General features: G+C 71.7%; 18 protein-coding genes. 7 read left to right on the top strand and 11 right to left on the bottom strand.

Annotation, left to right across the window (positions count from 1 at the left end; genetic code table 11):
* Nucleotides 1-64: 64 nt before the first annotated feature.
* From ACWIGU_RS43480 to ACWIGU_RS43455, 6 genes are all read right to left on the bottom strand, one after another.
* Nucleotides 65-1,027: a CDP-alcohol phosphatidyltransferase family protein gene (locus ACWIGU_RS43480; RefSeq protein ID WP_454407424.1), complete on the bottom strand. Its 963-nt coding sequence runs from the start codon at nt 1,025-1,027 to the stop codon at nt 65-67.
* Between the two features lie 202 nt (nt 1,028-1,229).
* On the bottom strand, nt 1,230-2,441 hold the full coding sequence (gene mgt / locus ACWIGU_RS43475; protein ID WP_454407423.1) for a macrolide-inactivating glycosyltransferase: 1,212 nt from the start codon (nt 2,439-2,441) through the stop codon (nt 1,230-1,232).
* Between the two features lie 55 nt (nt 2,442-2,496).
* Complete coding sequence (locus tag ACWIGU_RS43470; RefSeq protein WP_356279406.1) at nt 2,497-2,952, bottom strand: MaoC family dehydratase; 456 nt, start codon at nt 2,950-2,952, stop codon at nt 2,497-2,499.
* A 37-nt stretch (nt 2,953-2,989) separates the two neighbouring features.
* Nucleotides 2,990-4,477 carry an acyl-CoA synthetase gene (locus ACWIGU_RS43465; RefSeq protein ID WP_454407421.1) on the bottom strand — a complete coding sequence of 496 codons (1,488 nt, stop codon included), beginning with the start codon at nt 4,475-4,477 and terminating at the stop codon, nt 2,990-2,992.
* A gap of 11 nt (nt 4,478-4,488) precedes the next feature.
* Nucleotides 4,489-5,370, bottom strand: a complete 882-nt coding sequence (locus ACWIGU_RS43460; protein WP_454407420.1) for an amidohydrolase family protein — start codon at nt 5,368-5,370, stop codon at nt 4,489-4,491.
* Nucleotides 5,367-6,314: an SDR family NAD(P)-dependent oxidoreductase gene (locus tag ACWIGU_RS43455; RefSeq protein ID WP_454407418.1), complete on the bottom strand. Its 948-nt coding sequence runs from the start codon at nt 6,312-6,314 to the stop codon at nt 5,367-5,369. Before ACWIGU_RS43455 ends, ACWIGU_RS43460 begins: the two co-directional genes overlap by 4 nt.
* Nucleotides 6,315-6,477: 163 nt before the next feature.
* Between ACWIGU_RS43455 and ACWIGU_RS43450 the strand changes: the two genes are divergently transcribed.
* Together ACWIGU_RS43450 and ACWIGU_RS43445 are read left to right on the top strand one after the other, a co-directional pair.
* A complete protein-coding gene (locus tag ACWIGU_RS43450; protein ID WP_454407417.1) occupies nt 6,478-6,984 on the top strand; it encodes a MarR family winged helix-turn-helix transcriptional regulator in 507 nt (168 codons plus the stop codon).
* 10 nt (nt 6,985-6,994) lie between these two features.
* Nucleotides 6,995-7,771, top strand: coding sequence for an IclR family transcriptional regulator (locus tag ACWIGU_RS43445; RefSeq protein WP_454407416.1), 777 nt, complete (start codon nt 6,995-6,997; stop codon nt 7,769-7,771).
* Between the two features lie 4 nt (nt 7,772-7,775).
* Here ACWIGU_RS43445 and ACWIGU_RS43440 read toward each other — a convergent pair whose 3' ends face one another.
* On the bottom strand, nt 7,776-9,383 hold the full coding sequence (locus tag ACWIGU_RS43440; RefSeq protein WP_454407415.1) for an MFS transporter: 1,608 nt from the start codon (nt 9,381-9,383) through the stop codon (nt 7,776-7,778).
* A gap of 34 nt (nt 9,384-9,417) precedes the next feature.
* Nucleotides 9,418-10,782, bottom strand: coding sequence for an alpha/beta hydrolase (locus ACWIGU_RS43435; protein ID WP_454407414.1), 1,365 nt, complete (start codon nt 10,780-10,782; stop codon nt 9,418-9,420).
* 252 nt (nt 10,783-11,034) lie between these two features.
* Here ACWIGU_RS43435 and ACWIGU_RS43430 point away from each other — a divergent pair, with 252 nt between their 5' ends.
* Genes ACWIGU_RS43430 through ACWIGU_RS43420 form a run of 3 tightly spaced genes read left to right on the top strand, consistent with a single transcriptional unit; the run spans nt 11,035 to nt 13,210 of the window.
* Nucleotides 11,035-12,102, top strand: coding sequence for a Rieske 2Fe-2S domain-containing protein (locus ACWIGU_RS43430; RefSeq protein WP_454407413.1), 1,068 nt, complete (start codon nt 11,035-11,037; stop codon nt 12,100-12,102).
* Nucleotides 12,099-12,263: a hypothetical protein gene (locus ACWIGU_RS43425; protein ID WP_356279430.1), complete on the top strand. Its 165-nt coding sequence runs from the start codon at nt 12,099-12,101 to the stop codon at nt 12,261-12,263. Before ACWIGU_RS43430 ends, ACWIGU_RS43425 begins: the two co-directional genes overlap by 4 nt.
* The gene (locus ACWIGU_RS43420) at nt 12,260-13,210 is read left to right on the top strand and encodes a PDR/VanB family oxidoreductase (protein ID WP_454407412.1); all 951 of its coding nucleotides are present in this window, start codon (nt 12,260-12,262) and stop codon (nt 13,208-13,210) included. The genes ACWIGU_RS43425 and ACWIGU_RS43420 overlap by 4 nt, the downstream gene beginning before the upstream one ends.
* Nucleotides 13,211-13,230: 20 nt before the next feature.
* Here the strand turns inward: ACWIGU_RS43420 and ACWIGU_RS43415 are convergent, their stop codons facing one another.
* Genes ACWIGU_RS43415 through ACWIGU_RS43405 form a run of 3 tightly spaced genes read right to left on the bottom strand, consistent with a single transcriptional unit; the run spans nt 13,231 to nt 16,303 of the window.
* Nucleotides 13,231-14,517, bottom strand: coding sequence for an ABC transporter substrate-binding protein (locus ACWIGU_RS43415; RefSeq protein WP_454407411.1), 1,287 nt, complete (start codon nt 14,515-14,517; stop codon nt 13,231-13,233).
* Nucleotides 14,514-15,347: a carbohydrate ABC transporter permease gene (locus ACWIGU_RS43410; protein ID WP_454407432.1), complete on the bottom strand. Its 834-nt coding sequence runs from the start codon at nt 15,345-15,347 to the stop codon at nt 14,514-14,516. The genes ACWIGU_RS43415 and ACWIGU_RS43410 overlap by 4 nt, the downstream gene beginning before the upstream one ends.
* A gap of 17 nt (nt 15,348-15,364) precedes the next feature.
* Nucleotides 15,365-16,303: a carbohydrate ABC transporter permease gene (locus tag ACWIGU_RS43405; protein WP_454407410.1), complete on the bottom strand. Its 939-nt coding sequence runs from the start codon at nt 16,301-16,303 to the stop codon at nt 15,365-15,367.
* A gap of 191 nt (nt 16,304-16,494) precedes the next feature.
* On the opposite strand from ACWIGU_RS43405, the gene ACWIGU_RS43400 reads away from it, so the two are divergent.
* Nucleotides 16,495-17,382 (top strand): phosphotransferase enzyme family protein, encoded by an 888-nt coding sequence (locus ACWIGU_RS43400; RefSeq protein WP_454407408.1) that lies wholly within the window; start codon nt 16,495-16,497, stop codon nt 17,380-17,382.
* Between the two features lie 193 nt (nt 17,383-17,575).
* Nucleotides 17,576-20,413, top strand: coding sequence for a glycosyl hydrolase family 95 catalytic domain-containing protein (locus ACWIGU_RS43395; RefSeq protein ID WP_454407407.1), 2,838 nt, complete (start codon nt 17,576-17,578; stop codon nt 20,411-20,413).
* Nucleotides 20,414-20,439: the final 26 nt, after the last annotated feature.

The raw sequence follows: 20,439 nt of genomic DNA, 5'->3' as shown, positions 1-20,439 counted from the left end.
GCGGCCCCCCCCCCGCCCGCCCCCGCCGCCGGGGGCGCCCCCTCACGTTCGAGGACCCGTACGTTCAGGCCGCGGCGGTTCGCCGGCCGCGCTCCGCGAACGAGTCGATCGTGCGCGTGAAGTCGCGGGTCGACAGCAACAGCTTGTAGATGATGGCGAGTTCGAAGGCGAGCAGGAGGGCTCCGGACACGATCGTCGCCCACAGGACCTGGTCGATCAGCGGGCCGATCATGAAGACGCCCATCTGGAACTCGATCCCGCTGATCAGATGGGTACGGATGCGGTGACGGAGAAGGAACGAGCGCAACCGCAGGTATACGGGGAAGCGGCTCCTGAACTCCTGGTGCAGGTCGACCACTTGGGGCGCGGGCCGGGGTGCGGCCTCCTCCGCGATTCCCTCGGCCGGGCGTGCCCTCTGGAGGTCCTGCTCGATGTCCGCCTCGGGATTGTCGCGAAGCAGGTCCTCCATGAAGGCCAGCTCGGCCTCGTTCTCCGCGCGCCGCGCCTCCTTCACCCGCTCCTTGATCTGCTTGCGCATGGAGTGGCGGATCTTGAAGATCTCCAGGGAGTTGATGTAGCGCAGGGTGTCGAGGCCGACGACGGCCAGGGCGAGCCAGATGTAGAGCTCGTCACCGGTGCGTTCGTACTGGCCCGCCATGAGCGCGACGCCGCACACCATGACGCGGATGCGGTCGAAGACGAAGTCCAGCCAGGCGCCGAAGACCGACCCCTGGCCGGTGAGCCGGGCGACCTTGCCGTCCATGCAGTCGAGGATGAAGGACAGGTGGTAGATGACGGCGCCGGCGATGAGCCAGCGCCAGTCGCCCAGCCAGAAGCAGACGGCGGAGCCGAGGCCCAGGACGAAGGCGCCCCAGGTGATCTGGTTCGGGGTGATCCTCGTGCGCATCGCCGTCAGCCGCACGAGCGGCGTGGCGACCGGATCGACGAGCAGAACGGTCCACCACGCGTCCCGTTTCTTCTGCGTGATGCGGCGCACCTCGTCGAGGGGCGGTATGTCTCGGCGCATGGCGGTCAACTTCCTGGCGTTCGACGTGAGTTCATCTCACGCTAGAAAGCCCTTCACACAAGGTTCAAGTAGTGCAGAACGCAACCTTTGGCCGGGGGTAACGGTCGAACTCCATGGCCAGGTCGATGACTTCGCCACGAACCACCTGCGTTATCCGAGCGTTATGAAATGACCTGACTGTTACCCAAAAAGCGCGATCACTTCACGCCTCCCGTGGAACCAGGCCGCCAGCCCGCTCGACGAGGTCGGCCGCGCGCCGCGTACCGCCCCCACCCGCCATCTCCGCCCGGATCTCCTGGAGGCGGCGCGCCACCTCGGGGTCGGACACGAGGGCGAGCACGGTCTCCCTGAGCTTGCCGGGCGTGGCCTCCTCCATCGGTACGTGGCGTGCGACGCCGAGCCCCTGGAGCATGTCGGCGTTGCCGAACTGGTCGACGGCCTGCGGGACCGCGACCATCGGCGTCGCGGTGGCGAGGCCCTCCTGGCTGCCGCCCGCGCCCGCGTGCGTGATGAAGGCGTCGGCCTGCCTGAGGATCGCCAGCTGCGGCACCCAGTGGTGCACCTCGACGTTCGCGGGGATCTCACCGAGCTCCTCCTCGTCGACGAACTTGCCGATCTGGAGCACCACATGCCAGCCGGGCAGGTCGCCGAAGGCCTCGATGCAGGCGCGGTAGAAGCCGGGCTGCTTGGTGAAGGACGAGCCGAGCGAGACGAGGAGCACGTTCTCCGCGCCGGCCGGGCGCTGCCACTCGCCCTGCGCCGCCCGCTCGCCCTGGCAGGCGCCGACGAAGGTGTAGCGGCGCTCGTCGACCCGGTCGGCGTTCGGCTGGAGCGCTTTGGGGATGAGGACGAGGCAGCGCTCGGGGCGGCCCATGAAGTCCTCGACGGAGATGTCGATTCCGTTCGACCTGATCCAGTTCTCGAAGTTCTCGTAGAACGCCTTGCCGCGCGGCGTCTGCTTCAGCGGCTCGAACATCGGCTTGCCGACCTCTTCCTCGTATCCCTCCCAGGCCACGAGGTTCGGCGAGAACTGCACGATCGGGACGTTCCAGCGGTGGGCCAGGACGCGGGCGGGGTAGGCGGTGATGTCGTAGAGGACGAGGTCCGGCTCGTCGCCCTCGTAGAGGTCGAGGAGCTGCGGCAGCGCCTGGACCGCGTCGGTGAGGAACGGTTCGAGGTTGTCGATCAGCTCCGTGCCCCACGCGTCCGGGTCGTCGTCGGTGGGCAGCGTCGAGTGCCAGATCTTCGGCTCGGCCCCGGTCTCGGCGACCTTCTCGGCGAACTGCGGCGGGATCGCGTACGTCACGCGGTGCCCGCGGGCGACGAGCTCCCTGATCACCTCGATGCTCGGGTTCACGTGCCCGTGGGCGGCAATGGAGAACATGGCGATATGGGCGTTCCTGGGGACGTTCATGGCGCCACCGTAAGTGAGACGAGACGTCTCGTACAACTTATATTGCGGCTCGCCGCTACGCGTAGAACCGGGAGACGCTCTGCAGGACGCATGCGGGCTTGGCCGCCCCCTCGATCTCGACGGTGCCGTCGACCGTGATCTGCACGCCGCCCGGCACGTCCTCGACCCCGGCGAGGCGCGCTGCCAGCCGGATGCGGGAGCCCGCCGGCACGGGGGCGGGGAAACGGACCTTGTTCAGGCCGTAGTTGACCTTGGTGGTGACTCCTTCGACGTCCAGGAGCTCGGTGAACATCGGGATGAAGAGGGAGAGCGTCAGATAGCCGTGCGCGATGGGCGCGCCGAAGGGGCCTTCCTTGGCACGCTCGGGATCCGTGTGGATCCACTGGTGGTCGTCGGTGGCGTCGGCGAAGGTGCCGATCCGCTCCTGCGTGACGTCGGTCCACGCACTGGAACCCAGGTCGCTTCCGGCGAGCTTCTTCAGTTCGTCCAGGCCGTTGACGGTGATGCCCATGAGGGGCTCCTTCGCTGTGTGCTGATGAGTACGGTGGTCATGAAGTGCCGTGCAGGCGGCGGACGTCGGCCTTGACGAGCTTTCCCGACGCGGTGCGGGGCAGGGCGTCCACGACGACGGCCGACTTGGGGATCTTGTAAGGGGCCAGGCGCCCGGACAGCGAGGCGAGGACCTCGCGCGGGTCGGGCGCGCGGCCTTCGCGGGCGACGAGGACCGCCCTGCCGACCTCACCCCACTTCTCGTCGGGTACGCCGATGACCGCGCACTCGACGATGTCCGCGTGGGCGAGCAGCGCGTCCTCGACCTCGGCGGGGTAGATGTTCTCGCCCCCCGAAATGATCATGTCCTTGAAGCGGTCGACGATGGTGACGTAGCCGTCCGCGTCGATCCGGGCGGCGTCCCCCGTCCGGAACCAGCCGTCGGCGAACGCGGCGGCGCTCTCGTCGGGCAGGCCCCAGTAGCCGGGCATGACATGGGGCCCGCGCACCAGGACCTCGCCCGTCTCGCCCGGCTCCACCGGCACGAGATCGGGGCGCGCCACGCGTACGTCGCTGAAGAAGTGCGGCACGCCCGCCGTGCCCGCCTTGCTGACGGCGTGCTCGGCGTCGAGGAAGAGGGTGCCGGGCGCCGCCTCGGTCATCCCGTAGCCCTGGAGGAAGGTGAGTCCGCGGTCCTGGTAGGCCGCGATGAGCGGGGTCGGCACGGGCGAGCCGCCGCAGCTGAGCATCCGCAGCGACGACAGGTCGGCGTCCGGCCAGCCCGGCTGCCGTGTGAGCTGGTCGAACATCGTCGGCACGCCGAACATGAAGGTGACCCGGTGGCGCTCGACGAGTTCCAGAGCCGCCGCCGCGTCGAACGAGCCCACCAGGACACAGGTGCCGCCCTTGAGCAGCACCGGCAGGGTGAGCATGTTCAGGCCGGCGGTGTGGAAGAGCGGCGCCGCCACGAGCGCGACCTCGTCGGCGATCAGGTCCTGGTCGACCAGGACGTTGACGGCGTTCCAGGTGAGGTTCCCGTGCGTGAGCATGGCGCCCTTGGGACGGCCCGTCGTCCCGGAGGTGTACATGATGACGCCTACGTCGTCGGGGCCGACCCGCTCGTCGATGGCGAGGGCCGGGGCGGCGGCCAGCAGTTCCTCGTACGCCGGTCCGTCCGCCTCGACGGCGGTACGGACGCCCGGCAGGTCACCGCTCCGCCCGGCGGCGTGCAGCAGCACCGTGGCGCCGGAGTCCCGTATCTGGAAGGCGAGTTCGGGCTCGGCGAGCCGGGTGTTGAGCGGCACGAAGACCGCGCCGAGGAGCCCGGCGGCGAACAGGGCCTCCAGAAACGAGGGGTGGTTGGGGCCGAGGTAGGCGATCCGGTCGCCGCGCCGGACGCCGAGCGTCCGCAGGGCGTGGGCGAGCCGGGTGGTGCGCTCGTGCAGTGCGGCATAGGTGACGGCGACGCCGGCGTGGATCAGTGCGGTGCGGTGCGGGGTCTTGCGGGCCCGGCGTGCGGGCCACGACCCCAGTCCCTCGTTGCGCATGTCCGGCCCCTTTACGGTTTGGTCAGCCCGAGCAGCCGGGCGGCGTTCTCCTTGAGGATCTTCGGTCTGACCTCGTCCTTGACCGGCAGCTTCGCGAAGTCGGCGAGCCAGCGGTCGGGGGTGAGGACGGGGTAGTCCGAGCCGAAGAGGACCTTGTCCTTCAGCAGGGTGTTGGCGTACTGGACCAGCTGCTGCGGGAAGTACTTCGGTGACCAGCCCGAGAGGTCGATGTGCACCCCCGGCTTGTGGGTGGCCACGGCGAGCGCCTCGTCCTGCCAGGGAAACGACGGGTGCGCGAGGATGATCTTCAGATGGGGGAAGTCGGCGGCGACGTCGTCGACGTGCATGGGGTTGGAGTACTTCAGGCGGATGCCGCCCCCGCCGGGCACGCCCGCGCCGATGCCGGTCTGGCCGGTGTGGAAGAGCGCGACGGCGCCCGTCTCCTCGATCACCTCGTACAGGCCGTACGCCATACGGTCGTTGGGGAAGAAGCCCTGGATGCTGGGGTGGAACTTGAAGCCGCGCACCCCGTACTCCTCGACCAGGCGCCGGGCCCGGCGGACCCCGGCGCGGCCCCGGAAGGGGTCGATGCTCGCGAACGGGATCAGCACGTCGGGGTTGGCGTGCGCGGCCTCGGCGACCTCCTCGTTGGGGACGGGCTCGGTGCCGGTGGCGGACTCGGCGTCGACGGTGAAGATCACGGCGGCCATCCGCCGCTCGCGGTAGTAGGCGGCGGTCTCCTCGAGGGTGGGCTTCCGGTTCCCCTCGACCTTGAAGTAGGTGCTGGACGCGGCGTGCAGCTCGTCGTCGAGCGAGGCCCGCCCCTTGGACGACACCTCGGCGTGCGTGTGGACGTCGATCGCGGTGAGTGCCGCGACGTCGATGCCGCTCATGCCGGGACCACGCCCTCGGGAGCCTTGGGGAGGCGGGGCGCGGGGATGCCGACGGCCTGCGGCTCGCGCCCGACCGACGTGTGCCAGGTCTCGGCGAGGGTCCGCGGGCTCCAGCCGCCGTCCGCGTAGGCGACGGACACCTCCTGCGGATGCGACCACAGGGAGAGCTTGTCGCCGCCGATGCCGATGCACTGGCCCGTGACGTCCCGGGCCGCTTCGGAGGCGAGGAAGGGCACGAGCGCGGCGCAGTCCTCCGGTGTGCCGAAGCCCTCGCCCCTGCGCAGGAACCCGGGCAGCGGCTCGCCGCCGCGCAGGGCGTCGACGTACGGGGCGAAGGCGGGGATGGTCTCGGTCATCGCGGTCGCGGCGACCGGCACGACGGCGTTCACGGTGACCCCCGCGCGGGCCAGCTCCATGGACCAGGTGCGCACCATCGCCGCGATCCCGGCCTTGGCCGCCGCGTAGTTGGTCTGCCCGAAGTTGCCGCGCTGGCCCGCCGGGGAGGCGACGAGCACCAGGCTGCCGCCCTCGCCCTGTTCACGCATACGTACGGCGGCGGCACGTGCGCAGGTGAAGGTGCCCCTGAGATGGGTGGTGACCACGGCGTCGAAGTCGTCGTCGGTCATCTTCCACAGCACCCTGTCGCGCAGGATTCCGGCGTTGGTGACCATGACGTCCAGCCGGCCGAACTCCGAGACGGCCCGGCCGACCAGGCGCTCGGCGGCCTCGGTGGAACCCACGGGGACGACCTCGGCAACGGCCCGGCCGCCGGCCGCGGTGATCGTCTTGACGGCCTGCCCGGCGACGTCCGCGTCGATGTCGTTGACGACGACGCTCGCCCCGGACCGGGCGAGGGCGGTGGCGTAGGCGAGCCCGAGTCCGCGGCCGCTTCCGGTGACGACGGCGACCTTTCCGTCGAGTGAGGTCGAAGGTGCTGATGACACGTCAGACATTGCGGCTGTGCCCTTCCGATGGCGTGAACAGGTACGTGGAGGGGAGAAGGCGGCCGAGGAGATCCGATCCGCTCAATCCGTACCGGCCGACAAGAAGGACGCTATGACCAATCATTGTTGTCGTCAATAGTTGCCGTAAGCCTTTAAGTCCTTCATGCTGGAGCCGACCTCCCGCACCCCGTGCCCGCACGGACCTACCCCGGAGCCCGACATCACTGACGAAGAGGCGCCCTGGATGCGCGAGCTGCACGCCGACACCGGCTATCTCCTCTACCGGCTCGGGCTGCACTCGGGCCGGCTGTTCAACGCCACTCTCGAAGAGTTCGGCCTGCGGCTGCGGCACTACGCGCTGCTGCGCTACCTCGCCACCGTGGAGGGCGCCCTGCAACGCGAGCTGAGCGACCGGCTGGGCTACGACCCGAGCGCCATCGTGAGCCTCGTGGACGATCTGCAGGACCTCGGCCTGGTGGAGCGGGGACCCGCGCCGGGCGACCGGCGCAGCCGCATCGTCGCTCTCACGGACCGGGGCAAGGACGTCCTGCGCGACACCGACAAGGGCAGCCGGCGCGTGACCGACGAACTGCTCGCCCCCCTCGAACCCGGTGAACGGGCCACGTTGCAGGCCCTGTTGGCGCGGGTCGCGGAAGGGGACCGGGGCTGACCCGGCGGACATGACAGGGCCGTCGCAGGATCCCGCGGACGCAGCGCGCAGCCGTTCCGCGGCGGAGCGGCTGCTTGCGGTGCTCGGCGCGTTCGACCACCGCAGACCCGCGCTGTCCCTCACCGAGATCGGCCGCCGGGCCGGGCTGCCGCTGGCCACCGCCCACCGCCTGGTGGGCGAGCTCACCGCGTGGGGCGCCCTGGAGCGCGACGCGGCGGGCAGCTACCACATAGGGCTGCGGATCTGGGAACTGGCGGCGCTGGCCCCGCGCGGCCCCGCGCTGCGTGAGGCCGCGCTGCCCTTCCTCGAGGACCTCTACGAGTCGACCCACGAGAACGTGCATCTCGCGGTGCGCGACGGCCTTGACGTCGTCTACATCGAGCGGCTGTCCGGCCGCCACGCCGTCGGCGTGCGCAGCCGCGTCGGGGCGCGCTGGCCGCTGCACGCGACCGGCGTCGGACTCGTCCTCCTCGCCCACAGCGCCAAGGCCTTCCAGGACCAGGTCTGCGGGCGGCCGCTCGCCGCCTTCACCCCGCACACCCTGTCCGACCCCGTCCGGCTGCGCCGCGCCCTGGCCGAGGTGCGGCGCACCGGCTGCGCGGTGGCCGACCGCCAGATCACGGACGACGCGGTCTCGGTGGCCGCGCCCGTGCGCGGGCCGCGGGGCGACGTCGTGGCCGCGGTCTCGCTCGTGGTCCCCTCGGCCGGGACACAGCCGCACTCGCTGGTCCCGGCCGTACGGCTCGCGGGGCGCGGCATCTCACGCGCCCTGGGCTGGCGGCCGTAGGGAGTCACGAAGAGACCGCGCCTGCGTCGGGCAGAGCCTCGGCGGCGGCAGTTCGGTCAGCCTCCTGTGCTGCGCCCCGCCCCTTCGCCTTTCCCTTCCCGGGGTGCAGGGCGACGAGCACAAGCAGCGCCGCCAGTGCGGCGGCCGCCCCGCAGACCACGAACCCGATCGCATAGCCGTGGCCCAGCGCCTCAAGGGCGTAGGGTCCGGCCGCCCCGGGAGGGGAACCGGCCGGTACCGAGTTCAGGGCGAGCGGCCCGCCCTCGGCGAGGACCTCCCCGGCCGCCGCCTTGGCGCCCGGCGCCAGGTCCGACGTACCGATCGCGCCGTCGAGGCGGGACGCCGCCTGGCTGAGCGCCACCGCGCCGATGACCGCGGGACCGAGGGTGAAGCCGAAGTCGCGCAGCAGGTTCGTCGAGGCGCTGGCCATGCCCGCCAGGTGGGCGGGGGCCGCGTTGACGGCGGTCGCCGTGACGGAGGAGACGGTGAAGGCGAAGCCGATGCCGACCAGACCGAGCGGCAGGATCAGCGAGGGCAGGGCCCGGTCGGTCACCCGCAGCGAGGCGGCCACGAAGTCGCCCGCGGCCATCAGCACCAGGCCGCCGCCGAGCAGCAGCCGCGGCGCCACCCGGGTGAGCAGTCGCGTGGTCAGCGGGGTGAGGAACGGGGTGATGCCGTTGAGGAGCAGGAAGGCGAACGCGGTGCGCAGCGGGCTCTGGTGCTGGATGGGACCGAGCCGGATGCTGGCCGCGTACGCGGTACCCAGGAAGCTGAACATGCCCACGACGGCGACGGCCGAGGCCACCGCGAACGAGCGGTCGGCGAACAGGCCGAGGCGCAACAGCGGTGAACGCGCCCGCAGTTCAGCGAAGACGAAGAGGCCGAGGAAGACGGCGGCGACGAGGAACGCGGTGATCACGGCCGCGGAGCCCCAGCCGTCCGTCGGGCCCTGGATGACCCCGTAGAGCAGGGCGAACGCCCCCACGCCAATGGTGATCTGGCCGCCGATGTCCAGCGAACGGCCCTCGGGCGCACGGGAGTCGTGGGCGAGCAGGAGGCTGGTGAGGGCGCTCACCGCCGCGATGGCCGTCACCACGACAAAGGCCCAGCGCCAGGAGCCGTAGTTCCCGGTGATGCCCCCGAGCAGCGGGGCGAGGAAGCCGCCCGCGGACAGGCTGGACGCCCACAGGGCGATGGCGCGGGTCCGGCCCGCCGCGGAGGTGCTGCCTGCGGCGATCATCGCCAGCGAGGTGGGGAACAGCGCCGCCGCGCCGAGGCCGGCCAGCGCCTGCCCCACCCAGAGCTGATGGACCCCCGCACCGGTGGCGGCCACCGTCTCGCCGACGCCGAGCAGCACGGCGCCGCCGACGAGCAGCCGCTTGCGTCCGAAGAGGTCACCGAGGACGCCGAAGGTCAGTTCCAGGACGGTGACGGGGAGCAGGAACGCATCGGATATCCAGGTCAGCTGGGAGCCCACCGGGTGCAGATGCTCCTGGAAGAGGCCGTTGAGAGTGGCCGGAAGGGCGATGCCGATCTGGGCGAGGCAGACGGCGAGACATCCGGCGATCAGGGTTCCGGCGGTGAAGCGGCCGGTGATTCTTCGAGCGGGCATGGGACTTCCCTGGGTCGAGGGTTCGGGGGAACGTTCAGTGGGAGCGGGCCGCGCCGTTCAACTCGCCCGGCCGGTACGGGACATACGCGGCGCCCCCAAGGCGCAGGCCGAGCGCCGCGCGCTGCAGGGCTGCGGGCCGCTCGGCGCCGTCCCAGCGTCCGAGGGCGGCCCTGCGGTCGATGGCGTGCACCGCGGCGACGGTCTCCGCGGTGCTGAAGGTGCAGTGCCCGGGGCGCGCGACATACGCCTGCCTCAGCAGGGCCCCGTCCCCGGCCGCCCGCACCCGGTCGGCGAACGCGTTCTCCTGCTCCACGGGCACGAGGTTGTCGGCGACCGTGTGCACGTCGAGCAGCGGTACGCCGAGGCCCTGCCCCGCCGACGAGGTGCGCCGCGCGGCGGCCACCGCGGCCGGGTCGGCCACGGTCCTCGGCCCCGCGGCGAGCACGGCGAGGTCGGCGCGCAGATCGAGTCCCGCGGCGCGATACAACTCCCGTACCTGCGGGGCGTGTTCGGAGCGGGCCAGCAGGGCGGCGTAGTCGGTGCCGGCGTTCCCCGAGTTGTTGCCGCCCACCGACTGCTCCATCGCGTACCGGCCGCCCTCGATGAACGTCAGCAGGCCCTGGGCCAGCCACGCGTACTGCTGCTCCTCCTGCGCCGCCGCGTCGTGCGGGGCGGGCGGCTTCTCGCCGGACGACCAGGCGGGCAGGTTGAGATAGGCGGCGGCGAGCGCGATCCGGGCCCGGCCCTGCGCCGTGCCCTGTGCGGCCTTGACGGCCGCGGTGAGCCGGTCGGCGGTGGCGGAGGCCGCGGCGGCGTCGGCGAATCCGGTGAGCTGGACCTCCTGGCCCGGCAGCAGCAGCCTGGCGAGGGTGTACTCCGCGTTGAGCTGATAGGTGTCGAGGTCCGTGCCGCCGGCGACCAGGCCGCACATGCCGAGCGCCGCGTCGACACGGCCGGCCCCGTCGCGGGCGATCCGGGCGTTGACGAGACCGCCCATCGACTGGCCCACGGAGAGCGTGCGCGCCGGGCGGGCCACTGCGGCGCCGAACGCGTCGAGCGTGGCGAACTGATCGCGCTCGGCGCTCTCGAGGGCCCAATTGGAGCCGTGCGGATCGTAGGAGGATCCCGCCAACGCATAGCCCTCGGCGAGGAGTTGGGCGTGCACCTCCGGGCTGGGCGCGTTCTGGGCGACGGTCGGCCCGAAGCCGTGGGAGAAGAGGACGAGGGTGCCGTTCCATTGGGCGGGGACGTCCGCGATCCACGTTGCGCCGTCGGCCAGGGTTCCGGTCAGGTGCCGGGCCGCCGGCGCGGTGCCGGCCTCGGCGGCGGCCGGGGCCGCGAGGGTGAGAGCCAGCGCGGCGCCGAGCGCGGCGAGGGTGCGGGGCAAGGGTGCGGGCACGATGAGGCGCTCCGTTCTGCGGGAGTTCCGGGAGAGTTCCGAGGGAGTGCGGAGGTGCCGCCGGGGAGTGCCGGCGAATGCGTGGAATGTAGAGCTCAATAATTGTGGAGGTCAATGATTAGAGACGTCCGACATTCTCCGGCTTCCGCCCGGCGGAAGTGCCGTTGCCGGGGTCCGGCCCCGTCACGACGCTGGTGGCACACCACGGCACGGCGAAGCAGAGCCGCTTCGCCCTTCAGGGACGGGAGTGCCATGTCCGAGTTCGCACGGAACCAGTGGTATGTAGCGGCGTACGGGACGGAGGTCGGGCGGGAACTCCTCGCCCGCACCGTCCTCGGCGAGCCGATCGCCTTCTACCGGACCGAGGACACGGGTGAGGTCGTCGCCCTGGCCGACCGCTGCGTGCACCGCCGCTTCCCGCTCTCGCAGAGCCGGCTCGACGGCGACAAGGTGGTCTGCGGCTACCACGGCTTCACCTACGACACGACCGGCACCTGCGTGTACGTCCCCGGACAGAAGCGCGTCCCCCGTACCGCCAGGGTGAGTTCGTACCCCGTGGCCGAGCTGGACTCGTTCGTGTGGGTGTGGATCGGCGACCCGGCGCTGGCCGACCGGACGACGATCCCGCGGGCCCCGCACCTGGCCGACTCCGCGCACTGGACGACGGTCGGCGGCATGGAGCCCATCGACGCCGACTACGTCCTGCTGGTCGACAACCTGATGGACCTCTCCCACGAGACGTATCTGCACGGCGGCTACATCGGCACGCCCGAGGTCGCCGACACCCCCATGACGACCGAGGTCGACGAGGGCGCCGGCATCGTCCGCGTCAGCCGGCACATGGACGACGCCGAGTGTCCGCCGTTCTACGCGAACTCCACCGGTATCAAGGGCCGCATCACCCGCTGGCAGGACATCGAGTACCACGCCCCGTGCCTGTACCTGCTGCACAGCCGCATCGCCCCCCAGGGCGTCCTGCCGAACCCGGACGGCACCGACCCGGACGCCTTCCACGTGGAGATCACCTACGCGATCACACCGTCCACGCGAAACCAGGTCTACGACTTCTGGGCCGTCTCCCGCGACTTCGGCCACGGCGACGAGGAGATGTCCACGTTCCTGCGCGACTTCAACCACGAGGTCGTCATGCAGGACGTGAACGCGCTGAACCTGCTCCAGAAGACCCTGGACACCGAGCCCGCCGGCTACCAGGAACTCAGCATCAACATCGACACGGGCGGCCTCGCCGCCCGCCGCATCCTGGCCCGCCTCGCCGCCGGGGGCGACCGGTCCGCGACCCCCGACACCGTCGCGCGATGAGCCGCCCGCCCACCGCCGAGGTGTACCGCGTCGACTGGGTCCCCGGCACCGACGAACTGCACGGCATCTGCCACTGCGGGGCCGAGCACGACACGCAGGACCCCGTATTGATGTGGCAGTGGATGCTGTCCCACCCCGATCACCCGGAGGACGACCGGTGACCCCGCCCTACGAAGCCGACCTCGTCGTCGCCGCGCGCACCGAAGAGGCCACCGGTGTCATCTCCTTGACGCTCCGTCACCCCGAGGCCGACCCGCTGCCCGCCTGGGAGCCGGGTGCCCACGTGGACCTGGTCCTCACGGACGAGCTGGTCCGCCCGTACTCGTTGTGCGGAGACCCCGCCGATCGCACCGCCTGGACCGTCGCGGTCCTCCACGAACCGTGCGGACGCGGCGGATCGGCCTACGTGCACGAGAAGCTGACCCCGGGCGCGGTCGTCCGCGTCCGGGGACCGCGCAACCACTTCCCGCTCCGTGAGGCACCGGGCTACCGCTTCGTGGCGGGCGGCATCGGGATCACCCCGATCCTCCCGATGGTGACCGCCGCCGAAGCGGCGGGCGCCGAGTGGAGCCTGCTGTACGGCGGGCGGTCGCGCGAGTCGATGGCGTTCCTCGATCGACTCTCCGCCTACGGCGAGAAGGTGCGCGTCGCGCCGGAGGACGAGACGGGGCTCCTCGACCTCGACGGGTATCTCGGCCCGCCGGACACGGGCGGCGACGGCACCCTGGTCTACTGCTGCGGCCCGGGACCCCTCCTCGACGCCGTCGAGGCCCGGGGCCCCGCGCACACCGAGCGCTTCCGTCCCGCGCAGGACGGACCGGACGGCGCCGACGGCACGGACCACGCCTTCGAGGTGGAGCTGCGGCGCTCCGGCCGCACCCTGACCGTGCCGCCCGGCCGCAGCATCCTGCACACGGTGCGGGAGGCGGGGATCGAGGTGCTGTACTCCTGCGCGGAAGGCACCTGCGGGACCTGCGAGACCGACATCGTGGAGGGCACGGCGGACCACCGGGACTCCGTGCTCACCGCCGAGGAGCGGGCGGCGGGCGAGACGCTGATGATCTGCGTCTCGCGCTGCCGGGGCCCACGCCTCGTCCTCGACATGTGACCCCCTTCTGGTGTCCCGCCCTACCTCTGATACCTCGCGAGCACCAGATTCCCGTCCTTCACCAGCCGGTCGCGCAGTTCACCGAGGCCGATCGAGCCGCTGTAGTACTCCTGCAGCGCGGGCGTCGCGACCTTGTCCTTCCACTCCGCGTAGCCGCGCACCGACTGCGCCGGGGCCGAGCGGAGGTCACCGGCGAGGGCCGTGCCGGTCGCCCAGTCGTTCTTCTCCGTGCGCAGGGCCGGGTCCTTCAGGGCCTCGGTACCGGTGGGCAGCATCCAGTCGCCGAGCGCGAGGCGCACCATGTTCCGCGGCCGCAGCAGGAAGTCGATGAACTGGGCCGCCTCCTTCTTGTGCGGGCTGTCCTCGGCGACGGACAGGGTCTGCGGGGACACTCCCTGAGCCAGACCGTCACGTCCCGCGGGCGCCGGGAGCACCTGCCAGTCGAAGCCCTTCGGCGCCTGCTGGACGATCTGCTGCCGATAGGAGAAGCCGAGCGGGACCATCGCGTACTTGCCCGCGAAGAAACCGGGAAGCGTGTCCGAGCCGCCCATGCCGAGCGTCGCGCCCGAGGCGCTGCCGTCGGTGTTGACCTGGTCGTGGACGGTGCGGGGCACGACCTGGTCCGCGGGGTCGAAGCGGACCGTCACCTGGCCGTCCGGGCCGCGGTGGAACATGCGCCCGCCGGCCGAGAGGGAGAGGTTGAGGGTCGCCGAGACGGGCTCCTTCAGCGGCCACGCCACGCCGAACTTCTTGTCGCCGCTCAGCTTCTTCGTGACGGCCCTGAACTCCTCCCAGGACCAGGGCTTCGCGGGTGTGGGGATGCGCACGCCCGCCGCCTTGAGGATCTTCGCGTTGGCGATGAGGACGCGCGGCTCCTGGAGGAACGGCACGCCGTAGACGCCGTCACCGAAGGTCGCGGTCTCCCAACTGTGCTGCGGGATGTCGGACTTGAGACGGGCGGGCAGCAGATCCCGCAGATCGGCGAGGTAGCCGCCGTACGCGAAGTCCGCGAGGTCGTCCGAGGCGTCATGGATGACGTCCGGCGCCTCCCCACCCTCGAAGGAGGTCAGCAGCTGGTCGTGGACGCTGTCCCAGCTGCCCTGGACGTACCTGACCTGGATGTCCGGGTGCGCCGCGTTCCACTCCTTCACGAGCTGCTTGTTGGCGTCGACGGACTCCTTCTGCCAGGCGAGGGACTGGAATTCGAGAGTGACCTTGCCGTCGTCGGCCGTTCCGCCCGAGGAACAGCCGGTGACCAGCAGGGCCACGGCCGCGGCGACGGCGGCCAGCCGGCGTACACGCCTCATGACTTCACCGCCCCGGCCAGCATCCCGCCGGTGAGTCTGCGCTGGATGAGCGCGAAGATCACCAGTGAGGGCAGGGTGGCGAGGAACGCGGCGGCGGCCAGCGGCCCGAGGTCGGCGACGCCCTCGGCGCCGAGGAAGTGGGTCAGGATCACCGGCAGCGTCTGCCTCTCCGGGGTCTTCATCAGGACGAGCGCGAAGAAGAACTCGTTCCACGCGGTGATGAACGCGAACAGGCCCGTCGCCACCAGGCCCGGCGCGAGCAGCGGCGCCGTGACGGACACGAGCGTGCGCAGCTTTCCGGCTCCGTCGACGGCGGCCGCCTCCTCCAGTTCGGGCGGCACGGCCCGGACGTAGCCGACCAGCATCCACAGCGCGAAGGGCAGTGACCACACGATGTAGACCATGATCAGGCCGGGCAGCGAGTTGATCAGGTGCAGGTTCTTCAGGACCAGGAAGAGCGGGATGATCAGCAGGACGAACGGGAACGCCTGGCTGACCACCACCCAGCCCGTCGCCGCGCGGGACAGCAGGGAGCGGTGGCGGGCCATCACGTAGGCCATCGGGGTCGCGATGACGACGGCGATCAGGGCCGCGCAGACCGCGACGATCACGGAGTTGGCGGCGGCCCTCAGGAGGGGCTGTTCGTCGAAGGCCTGGCGGAAGTTGGCGAGCGTGGGGTCCTTGGGGATCCACGTGGGGTGCAGGCTGGCGAGTTCGCGGGGCGGCTTGAACGCCGTGGAGATCAGCCACAGGAACGGGAACGCGAGGAAGACGAGATAGGCGAGCAGCGCGAGGTACTGGCCCGCGCGCGCCGGCCTGCTCGGCCGGATGCCTGTCCGGGTACGGCTCACTGCTCGTCGCCTCCCTTGAGCCGGCCCACGAGATAGAAGGCGAGGATGACCGAGATGACCGCGACCATCACGCAGCCCATCGCCGCCGCGTAGCCGAACTGGCCGTAGCGGAAGGCCTCTTCGTAGGCGAAGAGCATGGGCAGGCGGGTCCGGCCGCCCGGGCCTCCGTTGGTCAGGACGTAGACCAGGGCGAACGAGTTGAAGTTCCAGATGAAGTTGAGCGCGGTGATGGCGAGCGCGACCGGCCTGAGCGCGGGCCAGGTCACGGCGCGGAAGCGGCCCCAGGCGCCCGCGCCGTCGAGCGCGGCGGCCTCGTGGAGTTCGGGCGAGGTGTTCTGGAGCCCGGCCAGCAGGGCCACGGTGGTCTGCGGCATGCCCGCCCAGATGCCGACGACGATCACGGCGGGCAGCGCGGTCGCCAGGCCGGTGAGCCAGTCGCGCCCGTCACCGAGGCCGAGGTTGCGGACGGTCTCGTTGAGGATGCCCGCGTCGGGGTTGTAGACGAGGCGCCACATGATGCCGACGACCACCTCGGGCATGGCCCAGGGAATGATCGCGAGCGCCCGCGCCAGCCAGCGGAAGCGGAGGTTCTGGTTGAGCAGGAGCGCGAGGCCCAGCGCGAGCAGGAACTGAGGGACGGTCACCCCGACCGCCCACAGCAGGCCGATCCGGAACGAGTCCCAGAACAGCGTGTCGTGCAGCAGGTCCTGGAAGTTGAGCCCGCCCACCCACTGGGTCGGCGCCGTGCGGCCGGCCTGCGAGTCGGTGAACGCCAGCGCGATGCCGTAGAGGAGGGGCCCGACGCTGAGCACGAGGATCGGGATGAGGGCGGGCAGGACCAGGAACCAGGCGGCGCCGCGGTCCGCCGGGCGCCCACCGCCCGGTGGCCCTGGCGCGCGCTTCCCCGTCCGCGTCGTTGCGGTCGCCAATGTCACGTGTCCGGCTCCTTCGGGCGACTGGGTACGGCACCGGCCGCCCCGGCGGCCTCCGTCATCGTGCTGAGGGACCCGTTACGCGTCAAGCCGGTGCGCACGACGTTGTCCGTTACGGCGTGGACCGGGCCGTATGCGCACGTGGAACGGGTGCGAGACTGGGCCCGGACCAAGGGATCGGCGGGAGGCAAGTGATGGACGAGGCGCAGGCGCGGAAGGTGCTCGCGGCGGCGGGGATCCTCGGCGGACAGCGGGACGGTGGGCCGGGGGGCGGCGGGCCGGAGGCCGAGCTGCTCGCGCTCGGCGAGAACGCCGTGTTCGCGCTCGGCGACCTGGTGGTCAAGGTGGGCCGCGACCCCGAGCTCCTGGAGCGGGCCCGGCGCGAGCTCGCCGTCGCGGGCTGGCTCGCCGGCCAGGGCGTGCCGGCCGTACGGGCCGTCGAGCCCGAGCCGCTCCTCGTGGACGGTCACCCGGTGACGCTGTGGCACCGCGTTCCGGCCGCGCTGCGCCCCGCCGAGCCGCGCGACCTGGCCGAGCTGCTCCGCCTCGTACACGCCCTGCCCGCCCCGCCCTTCGCGCTGCCGCGCCGCGAGCTGCTCGGCGGCGTCGAGCGGTGGCTGCGGCTCGCCGGCGACGCGATCGACCCCGCCGACGCCGCGTATCTGCGCGAACGGCGCGACGGCTTCGCGGACGCGGCAGCGGGGCTCGTCCCCCACCTGACGCCGGGCCCGATCCATGGGGACGCGCTGCCGCGCAATGTGCACATCGGCCCCGACGGACCCGTCCTCGTCGACCTGGAGACGTTCTCCTGCGACCTGCGCGAGCACGACCTGGTCGTCATGGCGCTCTCCCGCGACCGGTACGGGCTCGACCCCGAGGCGTACGACGCGTTCACGCGGACGTACGGCTGGGACGTGCGGGAGTGGGACGGGTGCGCCGTGCTGCGCGGCGCGCGTGAGACGGCGAGCTGCGCGTGGGTCGCCCAGCACGCGCCGACCAACCCCAAGGCGCTCGCGGAGTTCGAGCGCAGGGTGGCGTCCCTGCGGGACGGGGATCCGACGGTGCGCTGGTACCCGTTCTGACGGGTGCCGTTCCCGGCGGGTGACCGAACCTCAGCTCGGGCGTGGACGGCTGAACTCCCGCTCGCGAGACGGCGGTTGGACTGCCGCGCAGGAGTTGTTGGACTTTCGCGCTGAATTCATCCGATCTCTTTCCCGCGGTGGAGTCCTGGAGCAAGGTACGGCGGAGTTGACCGACCCTTGCCTGGAGGACCTGATGCCCGCACATCCTGAACCCGGCTTCGCCGTCTCCCGCCGCTCCGTTCTCAAATTCGGCTCAGCCATCGGATCTCTCCTGGCCCTGAGCCAGGTCCCCGCTTTCACGGCGCAGGCGGCGCCGAGACCCGGCGGGCGCCCGGCCGCGCCACGCCTGGTCCCCGAGGCCGACGCGCTCGCACTGCGGTACGGGTCCCCGGCCGCCGAGGACCAGCTCATGCGGGAGGGGCTGCCGATCGGCAACGGCCGCCTCGGGGCCGTCGTGTCCGGGCACCCGTCCCGCGAGGTCCTGTCCGTCTCGGACGTCACCCTGTGGACGGGCGGGGCGAACGACGCACTGGAGTCGGACGGCCAGTTCCCTTACGACACCGCCCACTTCGGCTCGTACGGCGTCCTCGTCAAGGCGTATCTGGAGGTGCCGGGGCACGACCCGTCCGCCGTGAGCGGCTACCGGCGCCGCCTCGACCTCAGCAACGGCCTGACGACGGTGGAGTACGAGGTCGGTGGCACCCGCTACCGCCGGGAGATCTTCTGCAGTCACCCCGACGACGTGATCGTCGTCCGGCTCACACGCGTAGGGGGCGGCACCTGGAGCGGACGCCTCGCGCTGACCGGGACACGCGGCGAGCCCATCACCGTGGCCCCCGCCACCGCCTCGGCCGGCTTGGCCGCGAAACTCGACAACGGCCTCGCCTACGCCGCTGTCGCACGGGCCGCGACGCACGACGGCGGCACGGTCGGCGCGAGCGGCTCCTCGGTCACCTTCGAGGGCTGCGACAAGGTGCTCCTCGTCCTGAGCGGCGGCACCTCCTACTCCCCCGACGCCGACGGGTTCATCGACCACGACGCCGACCCGCACGCCACCGCCGCCGCGCGGACCGCCGCCGCGGCGAAAGCCGGCGCGACCCGTCTCCTCGCCGCCCACGTCGCCGACCACCGCGCCCTGTTCGACACCATGAGCGTCGACCTGGGCGCGTCCACCGCCGCGCAGCGGGCCCTGGACACCGACAAGCGACTCCTGGCCCGGCAGGCCTCCGGTGGCCGCCCCGACCCCGAACTCGAGGCGTCGTACGTCCAGTTCGGCCGCTACCTCACCGTGTGCGGATCTCGCTCCTCGCTGCCGCTCAACCTCCAGGGCCTGTGGATCGACCGGAACGACCCGGCGTGGATGGCGGACTACCACACCGACATCAACCTCCAGATGAACTACTGGCCCACCGACAGGACCGGCCTGCCCGACTGCTTCGACGCGCTCGCCGACTACTGCCTCGCCCAGGTCCCGCACTGGGAGAAGCGCACCCGCGAGCTGTTCAACGACCCGCGCAACGGCTTCCGCAACACGAGCGGCGAGATCGCAGGGTGGACCACGGCGATCTCCACCAACACCAGGGGCGGCCCCGGCTGGTGGTGGCACCCGGCGGGCAACGCCTGGCTGTGCAACTCCCTCTTCGAGCACTACGAGTTCACCCTCGACCGGCGCTACCTGGCGAAGATCCTGCCGCTCCTGGAGGGGGCCTGCGCGTTCTGGGAGAAGCGGCTCGTCACGACGACGGTGAAGGACCCGGGGACCGGGGCCGACGTCGAGGTGCTCGTCGACGACCACGACTGGTCGCCGGAGCACGGCCCGACCGACGCTCGCGGCATCACGTACGCCCAGGAGCTGGTCTGGCAGCTCTTCGAGAACTTCCGCACCGCCACGGCGGCCCTCGGCACCTCCATGGCGTACGCCCGCCGCGTCGCCGCCCTCCAGGACAGGCTGTACCTGCCGCGCGTCAGCCCCACCACCGGATGGCTGGAGGAGTGGATGGGCGGCGCGAACCTCGGCGAGACGCAGCACCGGCACCTCTCCCACCTCGTCGGACTGTTCCCCGGCGACCGCGTCAGCCGCGACCGCAGCCCGCACGCCATCCTCGTCGGCGTCGACAAGGGCCTCACGGCCCGCGGCATGGACACCTACGGCTGGGGCTGCGCGTGGCGCGCCCTGTGCTGGGCGCGGATGAAGGACGCGGAGAAGGCGTACCAGCTCGTCGGAACGGTGCTGCGGCCCTCCGTGAACCACAGCAACGGCACCGCGCCCAACTTCTTCGACATGTACCAACTGGGCGGCGACAGCTCGGTCTTCCAGATCGACGCCAACTTCGGCACGACGGCCGCCGTGATCGAGATGCTCGTCTACTCCCGCCCCGGCCTCGTCGAACTCCTGCCCGCCCTGCCGGTCGCGTGGGGCGCGTCGGGCAAGGTCACCGGCATCGGCGTGCGCGGCGGGTTCACGGCCGACCTGGAGTGGAAGGACGGCGTGGCGACGAAGCTCCGGCTCACCTCGACCGGCGGCCGCACCACCCGCGTACGGGCCGGCTCCTGGACGAAGGACGTCAGCCTGAGGCCGGGTGCGAGCATCACCCTGGCCCCCTCGTACGCGTCGCAGCGCTACGTACTCGTCAACCGGGCCGACAGCGGCATGACGATCGAGGTGTCGGGGACCGCCGAGTCCGCGCCGCTGGTCCTGGGCGCGCGCACGGGCGGCGCGTCGCAGCAGTGGAAGTTCGCGCAGGCCCTGGACGGCGGCGACCGCCTGACCAACGTGCAATCCGGCCTGACGGCGGACGTCAGCGGCGGCCAGGCCACGGAGAACGCCCCGATCGTCCAGTACCGGGCCACCGGCGCGGACAACCAGCACTGGCGCGCGGAGTCCACGGACGGTGGCCACGTCCGCCTGGTGTGCGTCCGCACGGGCAAGTCCCTCGGCACGGCAGGCGGTTCCACGGCGACGGGCACGGCGGTCGTCCAGCAGACGTACACGGGCGCGGCGTCGCAGCAGTGGAGGCGGGTGGCCGTGTAGAACGGCCCGGCGGCGGCAGGATCTTC

It is taken from the genome of Streptomyces sp. NPDC055400, assembly GCF_053644375.1.
This window is presented reverse-complemented; position numbering and strand designations above follow the sequence as displayed.